This window comes from Kribbella sp. NPDC043289 (assembly GCF_056436705.1).
Genome location: NZ_JBWKCB010000002.1, coordinates 599,904 through 617,589, shown reverse-complemented (window position 1 = coordinate 617,589; position 17,686 = coordinate 599,904). Strand labels below are relative to the sequence as shown.

General features: G+C 68.9%; 17 protein-coding genes. 6 read left to right on the top strand and 11 right to left on the bottom strand.

Annotation, left to right across the window (positions count from 1 at the left end):
* Positions 1-3 precede the first annotated feature (3 nt).
* Positions 4-1,782: an acetyl/propionyl/methylcrotonyl-CoA carboxylase subunit alpha gene (locus AC0662_RS14775; protein ID WP_478300979.1), complete on the top strand. Its 1,779-nt coding sequence runs from the start codon at positions 4-6 to the stop codon at positions 1,780-1,782.
* 36 nt (positions 1,783-1,818) lie between these two features.
* Here AC0662_RS14775 and AC0662_RS14770 read toward each other — a convergent pair whose 3' ends face one another.
* Positions 1,819-2,196: a hypothetical protein gene (locus AC0662_RS14770; protein ID WP_452204783.1), complete on the bottom strand. Its 378-nt coding sequence runs from the start codon at positions 2,194-2,196 to the stop codon at positions 1,819-1,821.
* Positions 2,197-2,345: 149 nt separating this feature from the next.
* On the opposite strand from AC0662_RS14770, the gene AC0662_RS14765 reads away from it, so the two are divergent.
* Entirely contained in the window at positions 2,346-2,987 is a 642-nt protein-coding gene (locus tag AC0662_RS14765; protein WP_478300977.1) for an SMI1/KNR4 family protein, read from the top strand.
* On the opposite strand, the gene AC0662_RS14760 is transcribed toward AC0662_RS14765, so the two are convergent.
* Both AC0662_RS14760 and AC0662_RS14755 read right to left on the bottom strand, forming a co-directional pair.
* Positions 2,988-3,761: a phosphotransferase enzyme family protein gene (locus tag AC0662_RS14760; protein ID WP_478300975.1), complete on the bottom strand. Its 774-nt coding sequence runs from the start codon at positions 3,759-3,761 to the stop codon at positions 2,988-2,990.
* 267 nt (positions 3,762-4,028) lie between these two features.
* The gene (locus AC0662_RS14755; protein ID WP_478300973.1) at positions 4,029-4,493 is read right to left on the bottom strand and encodes a GNAT family N-acetyltransferase; all 465 of its coding nucleotides are present in this window, start codon (positions 4,491-4,493) and stop codon (positions 4,029-4,031) included.
* A 250-nt stretch (positions 4,494-4,743) separates the two neighbouring features.
* On the opposite strand from AC0662_RS14755, the gene AC0662_RS14750 reads away from it, so the two are divergent.
* Complete coding sequence (locus AC0662_RS14750) at positions 4,744-5,595, top strand: peptidylprolyl isomerase (protein ID WP_478300971.1); 852 nt, start codon at positions 4,744-4,746, stop codon at positions 5,593-5,595.
* A gap of 71 nt (positions 5,596-5,666) precedes the next feature.
* Here the strand turns inward: AC0662_RS14750 and AC0662_RS14745 are convergent, their stop codons facing one another.
* The 3 genes from AC0662_RS14745 to AC0662_RS14735 form a co-directional block, all read right to left on the bottom strand.
* Positions 5,667-6,830 (bottom strand): glycoside hydrolase family 76 protein, encoded by a 1,164-nt coding sequence (locus tag AC0662_RS14745; protein ID WP_478300969.1) that lies wholly within the window; start codon positions 6,828-6,830, stop codon positions 5,667-5,669.
* A 92-nt stretch (positions 6,831-6,922) separates the two neighbouring features.
* Positions 6,923-8,146 carry a SpoIID/LytB domain-containing protein gene (locus tag AC0662_RS14740; RefSeq protein ID WP_478300967.1) on the bottom strand — a complete coding sequence of 408 codons (1,224 nt, stop codon included), beginning with the start codon at positions 8,144-8,146 and terminating at the stop codon, positions 6,923-6,925.
* Positions 8,143-9,537, bottom strand: coding sequence for an N-acetylmuramoyl-L-alanine amidase (locus AC0662_RS14735; protein ID WP_478300965.1), 1,395 nt, complete (start codon positions 9,535-9,537; stop codon positions 8,143-8,145). Before AC0662_RS14735 ends, AC0662_RS14740 begins: the two co-directional genes overlap by 4 nt.
* 157 nt (positions 9,538-9,694) lie before the next feature.
* Here AC0662_RS14735 and AC0662_RS14730 point away from each other — a divergent pair, with 157 nt between their 5' ends.
* Positions 9,695-10,537, top strand: coding sequence for a hypothetical protein (locus tag AC0662_RS14730; protein ID WP_452200960.1), 843 nt, complete (start codon positions 9,695-9,697; stop codon positions 10,535-10,537).
* Between the two features lie 77 nt (positions 10,538-10,614).
* On the opposite strand, the gene AC0662_RS14725 is transcribed toward AC0662_RS14730, so the two are convergent.
* Both AC0662_RS14725 and AC0662_RS14720 read right to left on the bottom strand, forming a co-directional pair.
* Positions 10,615-11,523 (bottom strand): hypothetical protein, encoded by a 909-nt coding sequence (locus AC0662_RS14725; protein WP_478300962.1) that lies wholly within the window; start codon positions 11,521-11,523, stop codon positions 10,615-10,617.
* A gap of 38 nt (positions 11,524-11,561) precedes the next feature.
* Positions 11,562-12,941 carry an NAD(P)H-quinone dehydrogenase gene (locus tag AC0662_RS14720; protein WP_452200956.1) on the bottom strand — a complete coding sequence of 460 codons (1,380 nt, stop codon included), beginning with the start codon at positions 12,939-12,941 and terminating at the stop codon, positions 11,562-11,564.
* 31 nt (positions 12,942-12,972) lie between these two features.
* On the opposite strand from AC0662_RS14720, the gene AC0662_RS14715 reads away from it, so the two are divergent.
* Together AC0662_RS14715 and AC0662_RS14710 are read left to right on the top strand one after the other, a co-directional pair.
* Complete coding sequence (locus AC0662_RS14715) at positions 12,973-13,434, top strand: gamma-glutamylcyclotransferase family protein (RefSeq protein ID WP_452200954.1); 462 nt, start codon at positions 12,973-12,975, stop codon at positions 13,432-13,434.
* Between the two features lie 9 nt (positions 13,435-13,443).
* Positions 13,444-15,078 (top strand): phospho-sugar mutase, encoded by a 1,635-nt coding sequence (locus tag AC0662_RS14710; protein WP_478300959.1) that lies wholly within the window; start codon positions 13,444-13,446, stop codon positions 15,076-15,078.
* Positions 15,079-15,111: 33 nt separating this feature from the next.
* Here the strand turns inward: AC0662_RS14710 and AC0662_RS14705 are convergent, their stop codons facing one another.
* The 3 genes from AC0662_RS14705 to AC0662_RS14695 form a co-directional block, all read right to left on the bottom strand.
* Positions 15,112-15,564, bottom strand: coding sequence for a hypothetical protein (locus AC0662_RS14705; protein ID WP_452200950.1), 453 nt, complete (start codon positions 15,562-15,564; stop codon positions 15,112-15,114).
* 157 nt (positions 15,565-15,721) lie between these two features.
* Positions 15,722-16,675 carry a neutral zinc metallopeptidase gene (locus AC0662_RS14700; RefSeq protein WP_452200948.1) on the bottom strand — a complete coding sequence of 318 codons (954 nt, stop codon included), beginning with the start codon at positions 16,673-16,675 and terminating at the stop codon, positions 15,722-15,724.
* A gap of 112 nt (positions 16,676-16,787) precedes the next feature.
* On the bottom strand, positions 16,788-17,684 hold the full coding sequence (locus AC0662_RS14695; protein WP_478300956.1) for an alpha/beta hydrolase: 897 nt from the start codon (positions 17,682-17,684) through the stop codon (positions 16,788-16,790).
* Positions 17,685-17,686 lie beyond the last annotated feature (2 nt).

Sequence of the window (17,686 nt, the reverse complement as noted above, 5' to 3'; positions counted from 1 at the left end):
GCTGTGTCCGACAGCTTGCAGATCACCAAGGTGCTGGTCGCCAACCGGGGCGAGATCGCCGTCCGGGTCGTCCGGGCCGCCGCCGACGCGGGCCTGGGCAGTGTCGCGCTGTACGCCGACCAGGACCGGGACGCGCTGTTCGTCCGGCTCGCCGACGAGGCGTACGCGCTGGACGGGTCGACCCCGGCCGACTCCTACCTGAACATCGCGAAGATCCTGGACGTCGCGGCCCGCTCCGGCGCGGACGCCGTCCATCCCGGGTACGGCTTCCTGGCCGAGAACGCGGAGTTCGCGCAGGCTGTGATCGACGCCGGGCTGATCTGGATCGGCCCGCCGCCGTCGGCGATCGACTCGCTCGGCGACAAGGTCAAGGCGCGGCACATCGCCGAGAAGGTCGGCGCACCGCAGGTCCCGGGGACACCCGATCCGGTCGGCGGCGCGGACGAGGTCGTTGCCTTCGCCGAGCAGTTCGGCCTGCCGATCGCGATCAAGGCGGCGTACGGCGGTGGTGGGCGCGGGATGAAGGTCGCGCGCACGATGGAAGAGATCCCGGAGCTGTTCGAGTCGGCGACCCGGGAAGCGGTGAGTGCGTTCGGGCGCGGCGAGTGTTTCGTCGAGCGGTACCTGGACAAGCCGCGGCACGTCGAGACCCAGTGCCTGGCCGATGCCCACGGCAACGTTGTGGTGGTGTCGACGCGCGACTGCTCGCTGCAGCGCCGGTACCAGAAGCTGGTCGAGGAAGCGCCCGCTCCGTTCTTGAGCGATGAGCAGATGTCGCTGCTGTACTCCTCGTCCAAGAAGATTCTGCGCGAGGCCGGGTACGTCGGCGCGGGCACGTGCGAGTTCCTCGTCGGGCAGGACGGGATGATCTCGTTCCTCGAGGTGAACACCCGGCTGCAGGTCGAGCACCCGGTCTCCGAGGAGGTCACCGGCCTGGACCTGGTGCGCGAGATGTTCCGCATCGCCAACGGCGAAGAGCTCGGGTACGACGACCCGGAGATCTCCGGCCACTCGATCGAGTTCCGGATCAACGCCGAGGACGGCGGCCGTGGATTCCTGCCCGCTCCCGGCACGCTGACCCGTTGGCATGCCCCGTCGGGTCCGGGCATCCGCCTCGACGGCGGTTACGACCAGGGCGAGACGGTGCCCGGCGCGTTCGACTCGCTGGTCGCGAAGCTGATCGTCACCGGTCGCGACCGCACGCAGGCGCTGGAGCGGTCGCGGCGCGCGTTGCGGGAGTTCGTCGTCGAGGGCATGCCGACGGTGATCCCGTTCCACCAGGCCGTCGTCTCCGACCCGGCCTTCGTCGGCACCGACGGCTTCCAGGTCCACACCCGCTGGATCGAGACCGAGTACGACAACCAGCTCACGCCGTACGACGGTCCGACGGCCGACGCGCCCTCGGACGACGAGCGCGAGAAGGTGACGGTCGAGGTCGGAGGCAAGCGGCTCGAGGTCGTACTGCCTGCCGGCCTGGGTTCTGTTGGCGCGGTCGCCGCGGCGGCCACCGGCGCGAAGAAGAAGCCGTCGCGGCGGGCCGGTGGGTCGAAGGGCTCCGCGGCGTCCGGCGACTCGCTGACATCGCCGATGCAGGGCACGATCGTGAAGATCGCCGTCGAGGAAGGCGCGACCGTTGCCGAGGGCGACCTGATCGTCGTCCTCGAAGCGATGAAGATGGAGCAGCCGCTCAACGCGCACAAGTCCGGCACCGTCACCGGCCTGACCGCCGAGGTCGGCGCAACTGTTTCCGCGGGCGCCGCGATCTGCGAGATCAAGGACTGACAGTGGGGCCGGGGCTGTACCCCGGCCCCACTTTGTTCAGTAGCTGAGCGTGCCGCTGACGACGTACCCGCCGTTGCCGGTCTTCGGGGCGAGCAGCATGAGGAAGCACGTCCCCTTCGGCACGTCGGTGGCGAGGGTCTGCGTTTTCGCCTTCGCGGTGAACAGTTGCGGGTCGCCGAGGTCGTGGCCGCCCTCGCACTCCTCCACGAGCACCTGCGTGTTCTTCGGCAGCGTGCTCAGCGTGAGCTTGATGTCCCCACCTTGCGCAACGTACGCCCCGCCGGTGCTCCAGTCCTTGCCCGACAACAGATGCGTGTACGGCTGATCCGTGGCGGCCTGGGCGGCCGCCGCCGGTACGGCCAGTAGCGCAATCGTTGCCGCAATCGTCGCTCCGGCCCGCGTCCCGTTCCTCATGTCCTGTCCCCTTCCGTCAGATGATCCGGCTGCATACCCGGTATGTAGATACCGAGCATGCCTGACGGTTGGGTCAGCCGACCGGCGAACCCGTCGAGGATCCATTGAACCCTCACTTCTGGCATAGTCCGGGAGTTATGGCGCGATCAGTGGCAGAGTCGTGGGGGCAGATCATCGGATGGCTGCAGGAGCAGTTGCCGGAGGCGTTGGACGGTCTCCAGCCGCCTGCGTCGGGACGCGAGATCTCCGGACTTCGGGATGCGATGGGACGGCGGCTGCCCAGTGACTTGATCGCTTGGTTGGTGCTGAACAACGGCTTCGGCCGGCGCGCCAGCTTCGGGAATCTCATCCCGGTGCTCTACGTACCGATGTCGATCGAGGAGATGCTCCGCGACCGCTCGATGCTGCGGCAGGTCTGGACGTCGATCGTCCCGGAGCGCCCGTACGCCGCCGAGCAGGCTCCCGCCGGAACGCGGTCGTTCGAGTGGATCGACGCGTTCCTCCCGATCGGCGACGCCGGCACCGACTGCCATCTCTTCGTCGACCTGCGCGAAGGCGACCACTTCGGCTGCGTCGGCAACTACGACGCGCAATGCGGTGGATTCGAGGAACCGGAGTGGTTCAGCATCACCGACATGCTGGCTGATGTCGCCGACGCCCTGACGCTCGACCAGCCCGCCCTCGCGAACTACGGCCGCCGCGTCGCGGCACGAATGCCGCCCTCACCGCCGCGCGGGTGGTCGCCGTACCTGGACGATCGCTATCTCCGGTGGGACCTCGTCGATCTGTAGCTAGCCGGGGACGTACATCGTCAGGTTGCGCCACGACTCGTTGCTGTCTTGGGAGTCGGCGTGTGGCACGCGGAACAGTTGGACGTACGAGGCGATCTCGGCCAGCGACCACCAGACGTCGAACAACTCGAGCGCCGCGGAGCTTGGGCTGACCGGACCGGCCTCTGCTTGGTACGCCGGCAAGACGTCGGTCGACTCGCCCATGACGGCGGCGAGGTCGCGTTCCCGCGGCGCGAGCTGCACGGTGTCCCAGTCGATCAGGTGCATCCGGCCGTCGGCGGTGCGTACGACGTTCGCGCTGTGCGGCTGGCCGTGGGTCACCACCCAGGGGTCGTCTGACGCGTGGACCTCGCGGACCAGCGCGTCGTAGTACGCGAGCCTCTCGTGGAGGTGACCGAGCGCGCCCGCAAGCCGCAACCGGGTGGGCTCGGCATAGGGCCCGGAGGACCAGGGCCGGTCAAGCTCCGTCAGTGCGACCAGCAGCGCGTCGCGCCCCGGTACGGCGAAATCCCAACGCTGCAGGTTCTTTGGCGGTGTCGCGGTGTGCAGACGGCCGAGAATTTCGGCGATCTGTGCCCGCTCCGCCGGATCGTCCCATTGACCGTCCGGAGTACTCCACCCCTGCAGATAAGGCAGGACCATCAACAGCCAACCCGGCAGCACCTCCCGGACGAGCTGCCCAGTGCGATCAGGCAAGGGCGCCACAACGAACTCGTAGCCACCATCGGCCAGCTCCTTCGCCGCCCACACCGCGGCCACGATCGCGTCCCGCACCCGCTCGGCGGTATCCCCCAGCCAGTTCCCCCGCGGATCAAGCCGATCCGCAGTAACAAACCACCGCGGCCCGTCCCCGTCGCCGGCAACCCAGTGATAACTCCCGAACCCCACAGGTGCATAGCTGACCTCAGCAGCCCGAAACCCCCAATAATCCTTGAGAAACCCACGCACCCCGTCACACGAGATCTCCCCAGGTTCATCCCTCATCCCACCGACCCTAGCCACCAACTCGGCGAGGTTCAGGTGGTTTTCCTCGACCGAGAGTCACCCCAGCGCGAGAACATAGATCGCCGCCGGATTCCCCGCACTCCACCCCGGCAGCGGGTCGATCGTGTCGATCTGCACGAACCCCATCCGCTCCCAGAAGGCCCGGGTGGACTCGTAGGGCTCGTACTCCACGCTCCCATCGAGCGTCTTCACCTCGACGACCTGTACGCCGTCCGCGCGCAACTGCCCCAGCACCTCTCGCATCAGCAGGCCGCCGACGCCCCGCGCGCGAACCGATTCGTCGACCGCAGCCCACAGCACCTCCGCCGCAGGCGTGCCCCGACGTTCGACCACCACGAAGCCGGCCACCTGCCCGTCGCGCAACGCAACCCACCCGCGGTGCCGCTCGAGATCCCGGCGCACCGTCTCCGGTACGTCGGGCGTGAAGTACTCCGGAAGACCCCGCACGATCCGCACGCAGGCGTCAACGTCCTCAGCTACAGCTCGCCGCACGTCCAACACGACCCCAGTCTCATAGCCCCCCAGCCCACCCACGAGCCTCCCATACCGGACCGCCAGGCCATCACATTCGACGCAGAACAACCCTCGTCACGCTCAGCGGGACGGGGCCGGCTGGATTGTGATGGCCTGGGGATCCGCCAGGTTTGGCGCGAGGGGTCTCAGGGGTGAAACGAATCGGGGGATTAACAGGCGGTTCTCAGGTTTTGGTTGTAGGTTCCCGTGCAGGCATTCGGGTGAGGAGGGTTACTGCATGTCCAAGAAGACCCATCAGCAGCAGCTGGCGGCGCGGAAGGCGAAGCGGCAGGCCGAGCGGGACGCGGACCGGCGGCGGCAGCGGCGGAATCTGGCGATCACGGTGACGGCGGTCGCGACGGTGGTCGTGGTGGTGGTCGGGGTCTTCCTGGTGTTCGGGGTGGGTGGGGACGACAAGCCTGCCGCGGCGGGGCAGACGGCGCCGGCGGAGAACCGGCCGGCCAGCATCCCGACCGCGATGGCGGCGGCTCCGAAGCGGCCGACCCCGCTCGCGGCCGAGGTGAACTGCGCGTACAAGAAGTCCGCCGAGCCCGCCGCGAAGAAGGTGAACCTGCCGGCCGACGGGCAGACCAAAGCGTCGGGTACGTCGAAGGTCAGCCTGAACACGTCGGTCGGCGACCTGCAGCTCACCCTCGACAGCGCGCTGGCGCCGTGTGCGGTGAAGAGCTTCCTGAGCCTGGTTGGGCAGAAGTACTACGACGACACCAAGTGTCACCGGTTGACGGTCGGCGAGGGTCTGCAGGTGCTGCAGTGCGGTGACCCGACGGGCACCGGGTCAGGCGAGCCGGGGTACAGCTTCGCGGACGAGGTGTTCCCGACGCTGAAGTACGGCCGCGGCACGCTGGCGATGGCGAACTCGGGGCCGAACACGAACGGCAGCCAGTTCTTCATCGTGTACGGCGATGCGTCGGGGCTGACCGCGCAGTACACCGCGTTCGGGACGATCGACGAGCCGAGCCTGAAGCTGATCGACAAGGTCGCCGAGGCGGGTGTGTCGCCGCAGAACAGCCCGCAGGACGGGTCGCCGATCACGCCGGTCGACATCAAGACGGCAAGCGCAGCAGCCTGAATCAAGGACAAGAAGCGCGCCGCCCGTCCCCTGCGGGGACGGGCGGCGCGTTGTTGTAGGCACAACTCGGGTCAGGCGAGCAGGGAGTACTTCGAGCGGGGCCAGGCCAGGAGGGCGTGGACCTGGGTGATGCCGGACTGTTGCAGGAGTTCCACCGAGCCCTCGCGGAACTTGTAGAGGTTGGTCGCCGGGTCGCGGGTGGTGTCCCACGTGTGGTCGGCGTACGACTGCATCGCCGCGCGGTAGCGGGGATCCGGTGCAACCGAGTCGAGGATCAGCAGGTTCTTGAACCAGATCGAGTTGAACGCCGCGCCCTGCTTGGCGAGCATCTCGGGGGTGTTGTAGAACGCCAGCGACGCGTTCGCGACCGCCTTCGCGTCCTTCAGGTACTTCCCGTCACCCGTTGCCTTGAACAACAGAACGCCGGCGCCGAGCATCACGCCCTGGTTGTAGCTCCACTGCGTCTTCTCGACGTTGCCGGCCAGGTCGATGTGGTCCCAGTACAGCCCGTTCGGCGCGAGCATGCAGGTCTGCGCCCACGTGTACATCCGCTGCGCCCAGGTCAGGTACGACTTGTCCCGGGTCAGCAGGTACAGGTGCGCGCCGAGCTCGGCGCCCGGGCCGTTCGAGATCGTGTTGCGGTCCTGGCTCCACGGGGCCTGGGTCCAGTAGACGCCGCCCGCGCACGGGTGCGACGTGTCGGTGTCCCAGCCGTGGACGGTCAGCGCGAAGATGTCCTTGGCCCGAGCGAGTGCAGCGCGGTCACCAGTCCGCTTGTACCGCTGGATCAGGTTCAGCCCGATCCACTCGTTGTCGTCGTAGAACTTGTCCCCGCCCTGACCGTTGGGCGGCCGGACGTAGGAGTCGTAGCCGGTCGGCGTGGTCCCGGCGTTCCAGTAGAACTCGTACGCCGCGAGCCGGCGATCGGCCTCCTTCGAGCCCTGCACACCCGCACCGGGCACCCCGGCCAGGTCCTCGGCCGCGATGGCTGCCTGCGAGTACGGCCAGACGTACGAGTAGGCGTTGCCTCCCGTGTGCGGGTACTCCTCCAGCAGCAGTCCGCTGCCGGCGTCGAAGTACTTGTTGATGGCGTCGTACGACGCCCGTGCGCGCGCCGCGGCGGTCGGATCGGTTCCGACACCGGCATCAGCGGTCGTCATGTTCAGCGTCCCGAGGACGGCGACCGCGAGCGCTCCAGCAGCCAGACGGGTTGATATACCAAATTTCCTGCGCATCGACCTGCTCCTCCTGGGCAGTGGTGGTTGACAGCGATGTCATGCCTCTAGATGTCATGGATCTAACCGGCGCAAACACCCCGCGTCAATGGCTAGCGAGCAGGCACTTCCGGCGCCGTAGTTGGTATATCAAGAGGCCGGGCCGCGAAGCTGATCCAGGCCGATCGCAGATGCAGCCGGATCCGCACCTGGTCCCCGGTCAGCACCCGCTTCCCCTTCGACCCGACGGCCTCGACGGTCAGCACCCGCCCGCCGCCCGGACCGACGCCGGTGCGCTTCAGCACCCGGACGTACCGGATCGATCCGACCGCGAAGACGGCCTGCATCTCGGCCGCCGTCCGCGTCACGGTCCATGTCGTGTTCGGGTTCCCGTTCTTCGGGTACGCGTCCCAGCCGTCCACCTTCATCACCTGGTACGGCGCGTCGCCGGTCGCCGTCGCCCCGCCGTTCGAGGACGAGAACTCCGCGATGATCGGCTTCCCCTTGTACAACCGGATCTGTCCCGCGGTCGCCGCGATCGCGTTGTTCGTCGACGTTTTCTCCGCGTCGTACCCGCCGTACACCTGGCACGACGTGGTGTCGCACAGGTCGTACGCCTTCCGCGACGCGCGAGCCCGATGGAACACCGAATAGGTGCGCGCGGCAACGGACTGTGCCTGCAGCGCGGCCGGCCTCCAGCTCGACACGGCTTCCCGCGGTACGACGCCGCGCAGGTAGTACTCCAACGGCAACACATTCACGGTGTCCAGATGGGACCCCGATACGTCGATCGCCCGCAGTGCACCGCGATACCGCCGTACGGCGCCACTCGGCAGGACCAGCCCGATCACGGCCGCGCCCTCGAACTGCGCCATCCCCGTGAACGTCTTGTAGAGCGTCCATTTCCGGGTCTTCGCGTCGTACGAGCTGAGCTTGGTGCCGTGGTCGCCGTTCGGGTCGATCGACCACTGGTTCAGATTCGCTGCCCTTGGCAATGAATAGACCTTGCCGGTGGCAAGGGAGCGGACGCGGAGACCGCTCACCGCGCCCACCCGGACGCCGTCGGTGGTGTCCGCGCTGACGCGGACCCGGATGTTCCCGGTCGCCTTCCCGGTCGTCGTTCCCGGGTAGTAGAAGTCCAGGATCTGCCGCGCGGACTTCCCGGCGATCGCCGCACCTTGTGCGCCGTACTGCGAGAGTCCGCGACCGTGGCCGAAACCGCGGCCGCTGATCGTCGTGTCCGGCACAGTCGCGGCCGGCCCGATCGGGCCGGCCTGCGCGCTCCCACTGATCACCGCGGACGACAAGACGACGGCCGCTATTGCACGTTTCCTCACCCTGCTCCCCCATACACGAGATGAACCTGACGATCGCGGCGGTCCCAGACCAACCAGCCGCGCTGGAATTTCTGCCGGGCCCCACCCGGCACCTGGTACGCGTCGGTGACGGGCAACCCGAGCCGCGCGCTGCCGGCCCCCAGCCGACGGAACCTGGTCCGGAACGCACCCGCCGTCGAATGCGGGCCGGTGGCAACGGAATAGAAGACGTCCCGGGTCGCGAAGTACGTCGCCCAGCCGGTTCGCGTCCGGTGCTCACCCCAGAACGGCTGCCCGACCGTGCGGAACCCGATACGTCGCGCATACTCGTAGATCGGCGTCGAGAAGTTGCCGCTCATCAAGGTGTTGACGCGTTGCTTCAGCCAGCCGAGTTTGTTGTACAGCTGGGTTCCCGGGCAGGCGGTCGCCTTCGTGTCGCGGTGTCCGGAGACGGTGTGCAACCGGCTGCCGTCGAGCACGATCGTTGCCAACGGCGACCGATAGTTCGCGTCCAGTTTCCACGCGATCACCCGCGCGGTGGACTCCAGCATCGCCGGCGGGGGTGCCGTCTGCTCGAAGTTGCCGATCACCGCGACACCGAACGAGTTCGCGTTGAACGACCCCGTGTGCGCGCCGAGCACCGGCAGCTGCGCACCGCCGGCCCTGCCCTCGAAGATCCGGCCGAAGCGGTCGACGAGGAAGTTGTACCCGAGGTCGCACCAGCCGCGGCTCTTCACGTGGTACGCGTACATCGCGCGCACCATCGCCGGCGCCTGCGCGCGGGTGTAGTCGTTGCGATCCGCGGTGTGGTGCACGAACGCCGCCTGCACGGTCGACGTGTACTTCGGCCGCACGCAGTCCGCACCGTTGTGCGCCCGCAGCCGCTCATCGGCACCCCACCGCCGGCGGCTCACCATCAACGGCATCGGGTACGGCGCTCTGCTCGCCGCCGGCTCGACGGATTGGGCACTCGGCTCGTCGGCGTCCGTCGGGAGGACACCGGGCTGGATGAGAACGACCTTGGCGCCGGTAATCGTCGTACCGGCAGTGGTGACGGCGGCGGCCTGGACACCGGTGGCGTCGCCGACCCACAGCGGCTCGGTGCCGGCGCGCTCAATTCCTTCCGGGGCCGATGGATCGGGCCCGTGGTCGTCCTCGATCCGCAGCGCCTGCCAGTCGGTCCATGTCCCGTTGTGCTCGACGCGGATCTTGGCGGTGACACCGTGCACACCTTCGGGCCAGGTGACGGCGACCATCCCGAAAGGCTTGGTCTGCGCCTGGACGGACGGACCGTCGAGCGGGATCTCCTGGTACGAATCGTCCGCGGTCGGGGTCTCGGAGGCCTGGTGCGGGAGCGGGGCCAGAGCGGCCGCCGTCAAGAGGAGCGGGAGCAGTCGCGCGGTCTTGCCCATGAGCAGCCTTCCGGCGGGGGACGGACATCGCTGGGCGGCGCATTCCATTGTGCGCTGACGGTGACCGCTTTCCGGGCATTGCGTCACCCTGCGTGGCGCCGTCCGTCTTGAGGCGTTCGATAGGCTCTACCTAAAGAGCCCCCGAGAGAGGCCCGACATGACACTCATCCTGATCATCGCGGTCGTGGTGATCGCGATTCTGGCGTACCGCTCGTACCGTCGGACCCAGCTGCAGACCAAGCAGCAGCACCAGATCACCGCCGCCGAGCTCGAGGCGGTCAAGCGCACCGCCGACGAGGACATCACCCGCTTCGGCGAGGAGCTGCAGGACCTCGACCTGGAAATGGTCGGCAAGGACCTAGGCGACGGCGCGCGGCAGGACTACCAGCGCGCGCTCGACTCCTACGAGTCCGCCAAGCAGGCGGTCGGCCAGGTCACCGAGGCCGACCAGATCAAGCACGTCATCGAGATCCTCGAGGACGGGCGCTACGCGGCTGCCTGTGTCAAGGCCCGGGTGAACGGCGAGCCGCTGCCGCAGCGCCGGCCCGCCTGCTTCTTCAACCCGCAGCACGGCCCGTCCGTGGTCGACGTGATGTGGTCCCCGCCGAGCGGTGCGCCGCGTGAAGTGCCGGCCTGTGCGGCCGACGCCGAGCGGGTCCGCGCCGGTGCGGAGCCGGACGTCCGCAAGGTCATGGTCGGCCCGCAGCGCGTTCCGTACTGGGAGGCCGGTCCGGCCTACTCGCCGTACGCGCAGGGTCTGTTCGGTGGCGTCGGCGGCGTGCTGACCGGCATGTTCATCGGTACCGCGCTCGGCGGCATGTTCGCCGGCGGCGGGTACGGCGACTACGCCGCGGGCTACTCGGACGGCATGTCCGACGGTGGTGACGGAGGCGACGGCGGCGGAGATGGTGGCGACGGCGGAGGCGACGGCGGGGGCGACTTCAACCCCTTCGACGGCGGCGGCGACGGCGGCGGCTTCGACTTCGGCGGCGACTTCTGAGCAGCCCCGCCTTCTGAACGACCCACAGGGCCCCGGTGACCACTCAGGTCACCGGGGCCTTGTCCTTGCGTACGGCGTTACTCGCCGAAGAGGTGTTCCGCGGCGTCGGAGGCTTCCCGGACGTTGATGGCGTCCTTGTGCGTGCCAGGCAGCTGACCCAAGAGCTGGATCGCGGTTGCCGAACCGTTGGCGTGGCCTACGGCATAGGCGAAGGCCTGGCCGCTCTCCTTGTCGATGGCGGTGAGCAGCGTGCTCTGGGTGCCACACTTCTCGGCGACCAGCGAGTCGAAGGTGCTCCAGCCGGTACTGCGAACCTGCTTCACCACCGGCTTCATCGGGTTCGCGAGCGGAACCCGGATCGTGTAGAGCGCACCACCACGGGTCGTCGCGATGAACGTGTCGTACGTGCCGGTCTGGCTGAGCAGCGCCAGCGTCTTGACCGAGGAGAACCCGGAGGCCGACCCGGCCGCGCGCCAGGCGCCGTTCGCCCCGGGCAGCCAGCGGAACAGCACGCCGTCCTTGCGCAGGCCGTAGAGCATGGTCCGGCCGGTCGGCGCACCGACGTACGGCTGGTAGATCGACTCCTCGACCGCGGTGAAGTCACCCCAGCCGCTGCCGACCTTGGCGATGGTCTGGAACGGCGCACCGGTGCTGTCGTCGAGGCCGTAGCTCGAGCGGTACAGGGTCGAGTTGAGGATCACCATTCCGGAGTACGCGATGCCGTTCGCCACCCCGAGGGAGGAGAACCAGCTCGTGCTCGCCTTCGCGATCCCCGGCGTGTACAGGTGCGTACCGGCCGACGGGCCCGTGGCCTGCGGCGGGGTCGCGGCGGTCACCCGCGTACCGGTGATGTCGCCGCCGGCGGTGATCGAGTTGAAGTCCATCACGCAGGCCTTCCCCGCCGCTGCCTGCGCCGGAGTCGACATGCTGAGTCCACCCGCCAAGGCCGCTACCGCGACCCCGGTCGTCATCCACTTCGTCTTCATACCTCACCCGATGCGTGCCCCGCGCCGGAAGTTGCGAGTTAACTCCGAAGGTGGAGGCGGCGCGCGGCTTCGGCGATGGAGCCGGAGACCGAGGGGTAGACGGTGAACGCCTGGGCGACCTGGTCGACCGTGAGGCGGGCTCCGACGGCCAGCGAGATCGGGTGGATGAGCTCACTGGCCCGCGGCGCCACCACGACACCGCCGACCACGATGCCGGTGTTCGGGAGGCAGAAGAGCTTCACGAAACCGTGCCGGACGCCCTGCATCTTCGCCCGGGCGTTGTCCGCGAGCGGCACCTTGACGACCATCGCCGTACTGCCGCCCGCGTCCAGGGTCGCCTGCGTCAGGCCGACGGTCGCGATCTCCGGTGCGGTGAAGACGTTCGCGGAGACCGTTGACTGGTCCAACGGCGTGACCGCGTCGCCGAGCGCGTGCGCCATCGCGATCCGGCCCTGCATCGCGGCCACCGAGGCGAGCATCAGTACGCCGGTGCAGTCGCCGGCCGCGTACACCCCGCGGGCCGTCGTCCGGGAGACCCGGTCGACCTGCACGAACCCGCCGTCGGTGAGCGACACGCCCGACTCGACAAGGTTCATGTCATCGGTGTTCGGCAGCGAACCGACGGCGAGCAGCGCGTGCGATCCCTCGACCGTCCGGCCGTCGGTCAGCGTCACCACGACGCCGTCGCCCTGCCGCTTCACCGACTCTGCCCGGGACTTGCTCAGCACGGTCAGGCCGCGCCGCTTGAACACGCCCTCCAGCACCGCCGCGGCGTCCGCGTCCTCCCCCGGCAGCACCCGGTCCCGGGAGGACACCAGGACGACGTCGCTCCCGAGCGCGTCGTACGCGCTGGCGAACTCCGCACCGGTGACACCGGACCCGACCACGATCAGCCGCTCCGGCAACTCCTCGAGCTCGTAGACCTGCTCCCAGGTGAGGATCCGCTCGCCGTCCGGTTCGGAGCCCTTGAGGATGCGAGGCCTTGCCCCGGTGGCGATCAGCACCACGTCGGCGTCCAGCCGCTCCTCGCCGACCACCACGGTCTCCGGGCCGTCCAGCCGGCCGCGGCCGCTGATCACCCGGACCTTGTCGGACTCGAGCCGGCGCTCGATGCCCTCGCCCTGGGCGGCGGCCAGCGCCTTCACCCGTTTGTTGACGACGGAGAGATCGACACGCACGGAGTTCGCCGGATCGTCGTCGCCGTCGTCCAGCCGAACGCCGAGCTCGCCGGCCTCCTCGACCTCGGTCATCACTTCTGCCGTGGCGATCAGCGTCTTGCTCGGGACGCAGTCGGTGAGCACGGCAGAACCGCCGATCCCGTCGGAATCGACAACCGTCACCTCCGCCCCGAGCTGGGCAGCCGCACTGGCCGCTTCGTACCCACCTGGACCGCCTCCGATGATCACAACTCGCGCCACGAGAGGCCATTGTTCCGTATCCTCTGTTTGCGTGACCCTGTACGCCGCGTTTGCGTCGAACCTGGACCCGAATCTGATGGCCGAGCGGTGCCCCTACTCGCCCTTGCGCGGGACCGGCTGGATCACCGGATGGCGGCTCACCTTCGGCGGTGAGGAGCTCGGCTGGGAGGGTGCGATGGCGACCGTGGTCGAGGATCCGGCCGACCCGAAGAACCAGGTGTTCGTCGCGCTGTACGACATCCACCCCAAGGACATCGAGCGGCTGGACGAGTGGGAGGCGACCGACCAGGGCGTCTACCGGAAGATCCAGGTCCGGGTGCAGACCCTGGACGGCGAGCAGCTGGCCTGGATGTACGTCCTGAACGCCTACGAGGGCGGGCTGCCCTCGGCCCGCTACCTGGGCATCCTCGCCGAGGCCGCCGAGGCGGCCGGCGCTCCCGACGACTACGTGGCCGACCTGCGAGCGCGGCCGTGTCGGTCCTCGGGTCATTAGAGTGCCCATGTGATCGATGACCTGAGGGCCGCCGCCGAGGCTTGGCTGAGCGAGGATCCTGACCCCGACACCCGCGCCGAGCTGCAGGAACTGCTCGACAGCGGCGCCGACGCGGAGCTGGCCGACCGCTTCGCCGGCACGCTGGAGTTCGGCACGGCGGGCCTGCGCGGTGCCGTCGGCGCCGGACCGAACCGGATGAACCGGGTGGTCGTGATCCGGGCCGCCGCCGGACTCGCGGCGTACCTGATGGCGAAGGGGATGACCGACGGGCCGGTCCTGATCGGGTACGACGCGCGGCACAAGTCGGACGTCTTCGCGCGCGACACGGCGGCCGTGATCCGGGGCGCCGGGCTGGACGCCGTCCTGCTGGACCGGCCGGCGCCGACGCCCGTGGTCGCCTTCGGGATCGGGCATCTGGGCGCGGTCGCGGGTGTCGTCGTGACGGCCTCGCACAATCCACCGCAGGACAACGGCTACAAGGTGTACCTCGGTGACGGCTCGCAGATCGTGCCGCCGGCCGACGCAGAGATCGCGGCCGCCATCGCTGCGGTCGGCGCGCTGGCCGACGTACCGCGGGGTGACGACTGGGAGACCACGGGCGACGACCTGCTGAACGCGTACCTGGACCGGATCGCGGAGCTGGTGCCGGCCGATGCGCCGCGGGAACTGAACGTCGCCTACACGCCCCTGCACGGCGTCGGACGGACCCTGGTCGAGGCCGCGGTCGCTCGCGCGGGGTTCGCCGTACCGCGGGTGGTGGCGTCGCAGGCCGATCCGGATCCGGACTTCCCGACCGTCTCTTTCCCGAACCCGGAAGAGCCGGGCGCGATCGACGCCGCGCTCGACCTGGCGCGGTCGATCGGCGCGGACATCGCAGTGGCCAACGACCCGGACGCGGACCGTTGCGCGGTGGCGATCCCGGATCCGTCGGCCGACGGTGGCTGGCGGATGCTCCGCGGTGACGAGCTCGGCGCGCTGCTCGGTGAGTTCCTGCTGTCGTCACGACCGGACGGCGTCGCGGCCTGCTCCATCGTGTCGTCGTCCCTGCTCGGCAAGATCGCCGCGTCGTACGGCGTCCGGTACGTCGAGACGCTCACCGGCTTCAAGTGGATCGGACGGGTCCCGGAGCTGGTGTTCGGCTACGAGGAGGCGCTCGGGTACTGCGTGGATCCGGCGGCCGTGAAGGACAAGGACGGCGTCTCGACGCTCGTCCGGGTGCTGCAGCTGGCGGCGGGCGCGAAGGCCGCGGGGCGCACGCTGCTGGATCTGCTGGACGACCTGGCGGTCAAGCACGGTCTGCACGCGACCGACCAGCTGTCGGCGCGGGTCGAGGACCTGTCGCTGATCGCGAAGGCGATGGAGCGGCTCCGCGCGACGCCGCCGTCGGCGCTGGGCGCGTACACCGTCGAGCGGATCGACGATCTCGGCCAGGGGTCGGAGTCGTTGCCCCCGACGGACGGGCTGCGCTACACGCTGTCCGACGGCGCACGCGTGGTCGTGCGCCCGTCGGGTACGGAGCCCAAGCTGAAGTGCTACCTGGAAGTGGTCGTCCCGGTCAGCACGGATGTCGCCGCGGCCCGGGGCGATGCTGCTACTGCATTGGCAGCCATCAAGACCGATCTGGCTGCCGCAGCAGGTATGTAGGAACAGAACACCTGGCGGGTGATTCTGTTCCGGTCAGCGAGCCGCCGCGGCGGCCGCTTCGGCTTCCTCGGCCTGCAGGGAGCTCTGCAGCGAGGAGTGCAGGATGCGGAGCGTGCTGGTCGACTGCATCAGCGCGTCCCGCTCGTCCGGGTTCCGGTTCGCCAGCGCGCCGATGTCGTTGATGGCGGCCTCGATCCGGACGAGCCGGTCGCGGACCGTCCCCTCCTGGCTGCTGGCCCGGCGGATCGCGTCGGACGTGACCGTCCAGACGTCTTCCTTGTCGTTCGTACGCCGGGACATGTCCACCATCTGGCTCAGCGCGGCGAGGTCGTGGTCGACCTGGGTGCGCTCCACCGGGGCGGTGATGCCCGCGGTCGCCTGGCGCAGCCGGGTGACGTGCCCGGACAGCTCCGACCAGGTGCTCCGACCGCTCTTGATCTTGTCCAGCACCTTCGCGTACTCGGTGTTGAACTCGTCGTAGTTCACTGTCCTTGACTCCTGCCGTTCGACGCTCGACTCAGAACTCTAGGGCGTGCGCACCAAAAACAAGTAACCACACGATCGCAGATCGTGCAGGTGTCGCCAAAACGCAACAGCCGCCCGGTACGCCAACGCGTACCGGGCGGCCGAGTTACGAACTACGTCAGGCGACGTACGCCGAAGACGCGTTGAAGGTGTTGCAGTTGCCCGCGACCGTGTAGCTGTGCCGCGCGTTGAAGCCCGCGGTCACCCAGAACGCGTGGTTCTTGATCGAACCGTGGTCCCGCGTTCCGCCCGGCTGGTCACCGCTGTGGCTGACCACCCAGTTGTACTGCGTCTGGAAGCCACCGCTGAACGGGTAGTTGCGCTTGTTCGCGCCGTCCACGGCACCGCCCAGGCAGGACGCCTGCAGCTCACGACGGCGGCTCTCCTCGAGCTGCGCGGCGTAGGTGCTGAACGCCCGCTGACGCTCCCAGGACGCGCCCAGGATGCCGGTCAGCCACTGGACGTGGTGACCGTACTCGTGCGACAGCGTGAAGGTCGCGTAAGCCTGAGCCATCGTCGGGCTCTGCTTCCAGTAGTTGATGATCACGTACGCCGGGATGTAGATGTACCCGTGGTCGACACCGCAGAAGAACGCGGTACCACCGCGGACCACACCACACTTCGAGTTGACCGCGCTCGAGTTGTGGACGATCAGCTTCGGCGCCACCTTGTACGCCGCGCCGGCCTGCTTCAGCGGCAGGGCCCAGGAGCCGTACAGGCACTTGAAGAGGTTGTTCTCGTAGGCAACGACGCCGTTGAACGTGCGCAGGGAGACGTTGGCCTGCTTGCAGCCCGACGACGGGATCGCTCCGGTCTTGTACAGGCGGTTGTAGCGCACCACGTTCGTCAGCGACGACTTCGTGGTGATTGCGTCTCCAGCCGGCGGCGGGCCGGCCATCAGACCGGTGCCGATCTCGATCGGCTTCGGCGTCTCCGCAGCCTGCGCGGCAGCAGTCGTCGTCGTGCTGGAGGTCTGCGCGGCCTGGGCGTTCGGCAACGCCAGCGCCGCGAACCCGGCCAGGGCTGCGAACCCGGCCAAACCACGCAGGGTGGTACGGGAGAGGTTGACCATGAGCTCCACTCTCGATGTGTCTAGGGACCTGTCGGACCAATCCTGGGGTGCACAGGGGTTCACCCGAGGTTGGACACGGACTCTGACGCGGCGATTCGCGCCACAGTTCCGGCTAGTTCAGCAGATTTCCGCCAAGGAATCGCAACTGGTCAGGAAGCATGCGCCGCCAGTAGCCGGCGGTGTGCGCGCCGGCCTGCTGACCACCGGCCGCGTGCAGCTCGGCGCGCAGCTCGCGAGCGGTCGTCGCGAACGGGTCGTCGCGCCCGCAGTCGATGCGGACGGCAACATCCCGGAACCCGCTCGGCCGACCGAATATCTGGTTGCGTTCGAAGTCCCCGGCGTCGTCGAATGCACCGGCCTGGACGTCGGCGTAGTCGCGCCACAAGGCCGGGCTGAGCGCACCGACCGCGACCGCGCGCGCCGCCGGCCGGACCCGGCGTTGCCAGTAGTGCAGGGCGACCCAGAGCAGCGCGCCGTACCCGCCCATCGACCAGCCGAGGACGCCGTACCCGTTGATGCGCAGGCCGCGCCGGGCCAGCAGGGGAAGGAATTCCTGGTCCAGCATGAACCCGGGGTCGTTGCCGTCGGCGCGGCGATGCCAGTAGCTGTCGCGGCCGCCGTCGACGGTCGCGATCGCGAACGGCGGCGTACCGGACCGGACGGCCGAGGTCAGGTAGCGGTCGATGCCGAGGTCGTTGACCGCGGATGTGTGGTCGCCCCCACGACCGTGCAACGCCAGGACGACGGGCAGTGCCGCGGTCGCGGCGTACCCGTCGGGATAGATGACGCTGTAGCCGACCTTCGTCCCGCGACCGAACGAGTCGAAGCTCCCCGACACCACCGGACCAGCCGGTACGTCGGGGACGACACCGTCCGGCCCTGTCAGTCCGAGTACGTCGTGCACGCGCGCCCGGCCCGGGATCACACCGGTTTCCAGAGCCGCCACTCCGGCGACACCGGCGACGGCGGCCGCGGCTCCGGTGCGAACGAAGGTACGCCGATTCAGCACCG

Bases quoted from the DNA above. Each gene is read 5' to 3' on its own strand.
- AC0662_RS14745 (WP_478300969.1), bottom strand. From the start codon at position 6,830: ATGCGCAGGAAATTTGGTATATCAACCCGTCTGGCTGCTGGAGCGCTC.
- AC0662_RS14735 (WP_478300965.1), bottom strand. From the start codon at position 9,537: ATGGGCAAGACCGCGCGACTGCTCCCGCTCCTCTTGACGGCGGCCGCT.
- AC0662_RS14700 (WP_452200948.1), bottom strand. From the start codon at position 16,675: ATGGTCAACCTCTCCCGTACCACCCTGCGTGGTTTGGCCGGGTTCGCA.
- AC0662_RS14730 (WP_452200960.1), top strand. From the start codon at position 9,695: ATGACACTCATCCTGATCATCGCGGTCGTGGTGATCGCGATTCTGGCG.
- AC0662_RS14770 (WP_452204783.1), bottom strand. From the start codon at position 2,196: ATGAGGAACGGGACGCGGGCCGGAGCGACGATTGCGGCAACGATTGCG.
- AC0662_RS14750 (WP_478300971.1), top strand. From the start codon at position 4,744: ATGTCCAAGAAGACCCATCAGCAGCAGCTGGCGGCGCGGAAGGCGAAG.
- AC0662_RS14725 (WP_478300962.1), bottom strand. From the start codon at position 11,523: ATGAAGACGAAGTGGATGACGACCGGGGTCGCGGTAGCGGCCTTGGCG.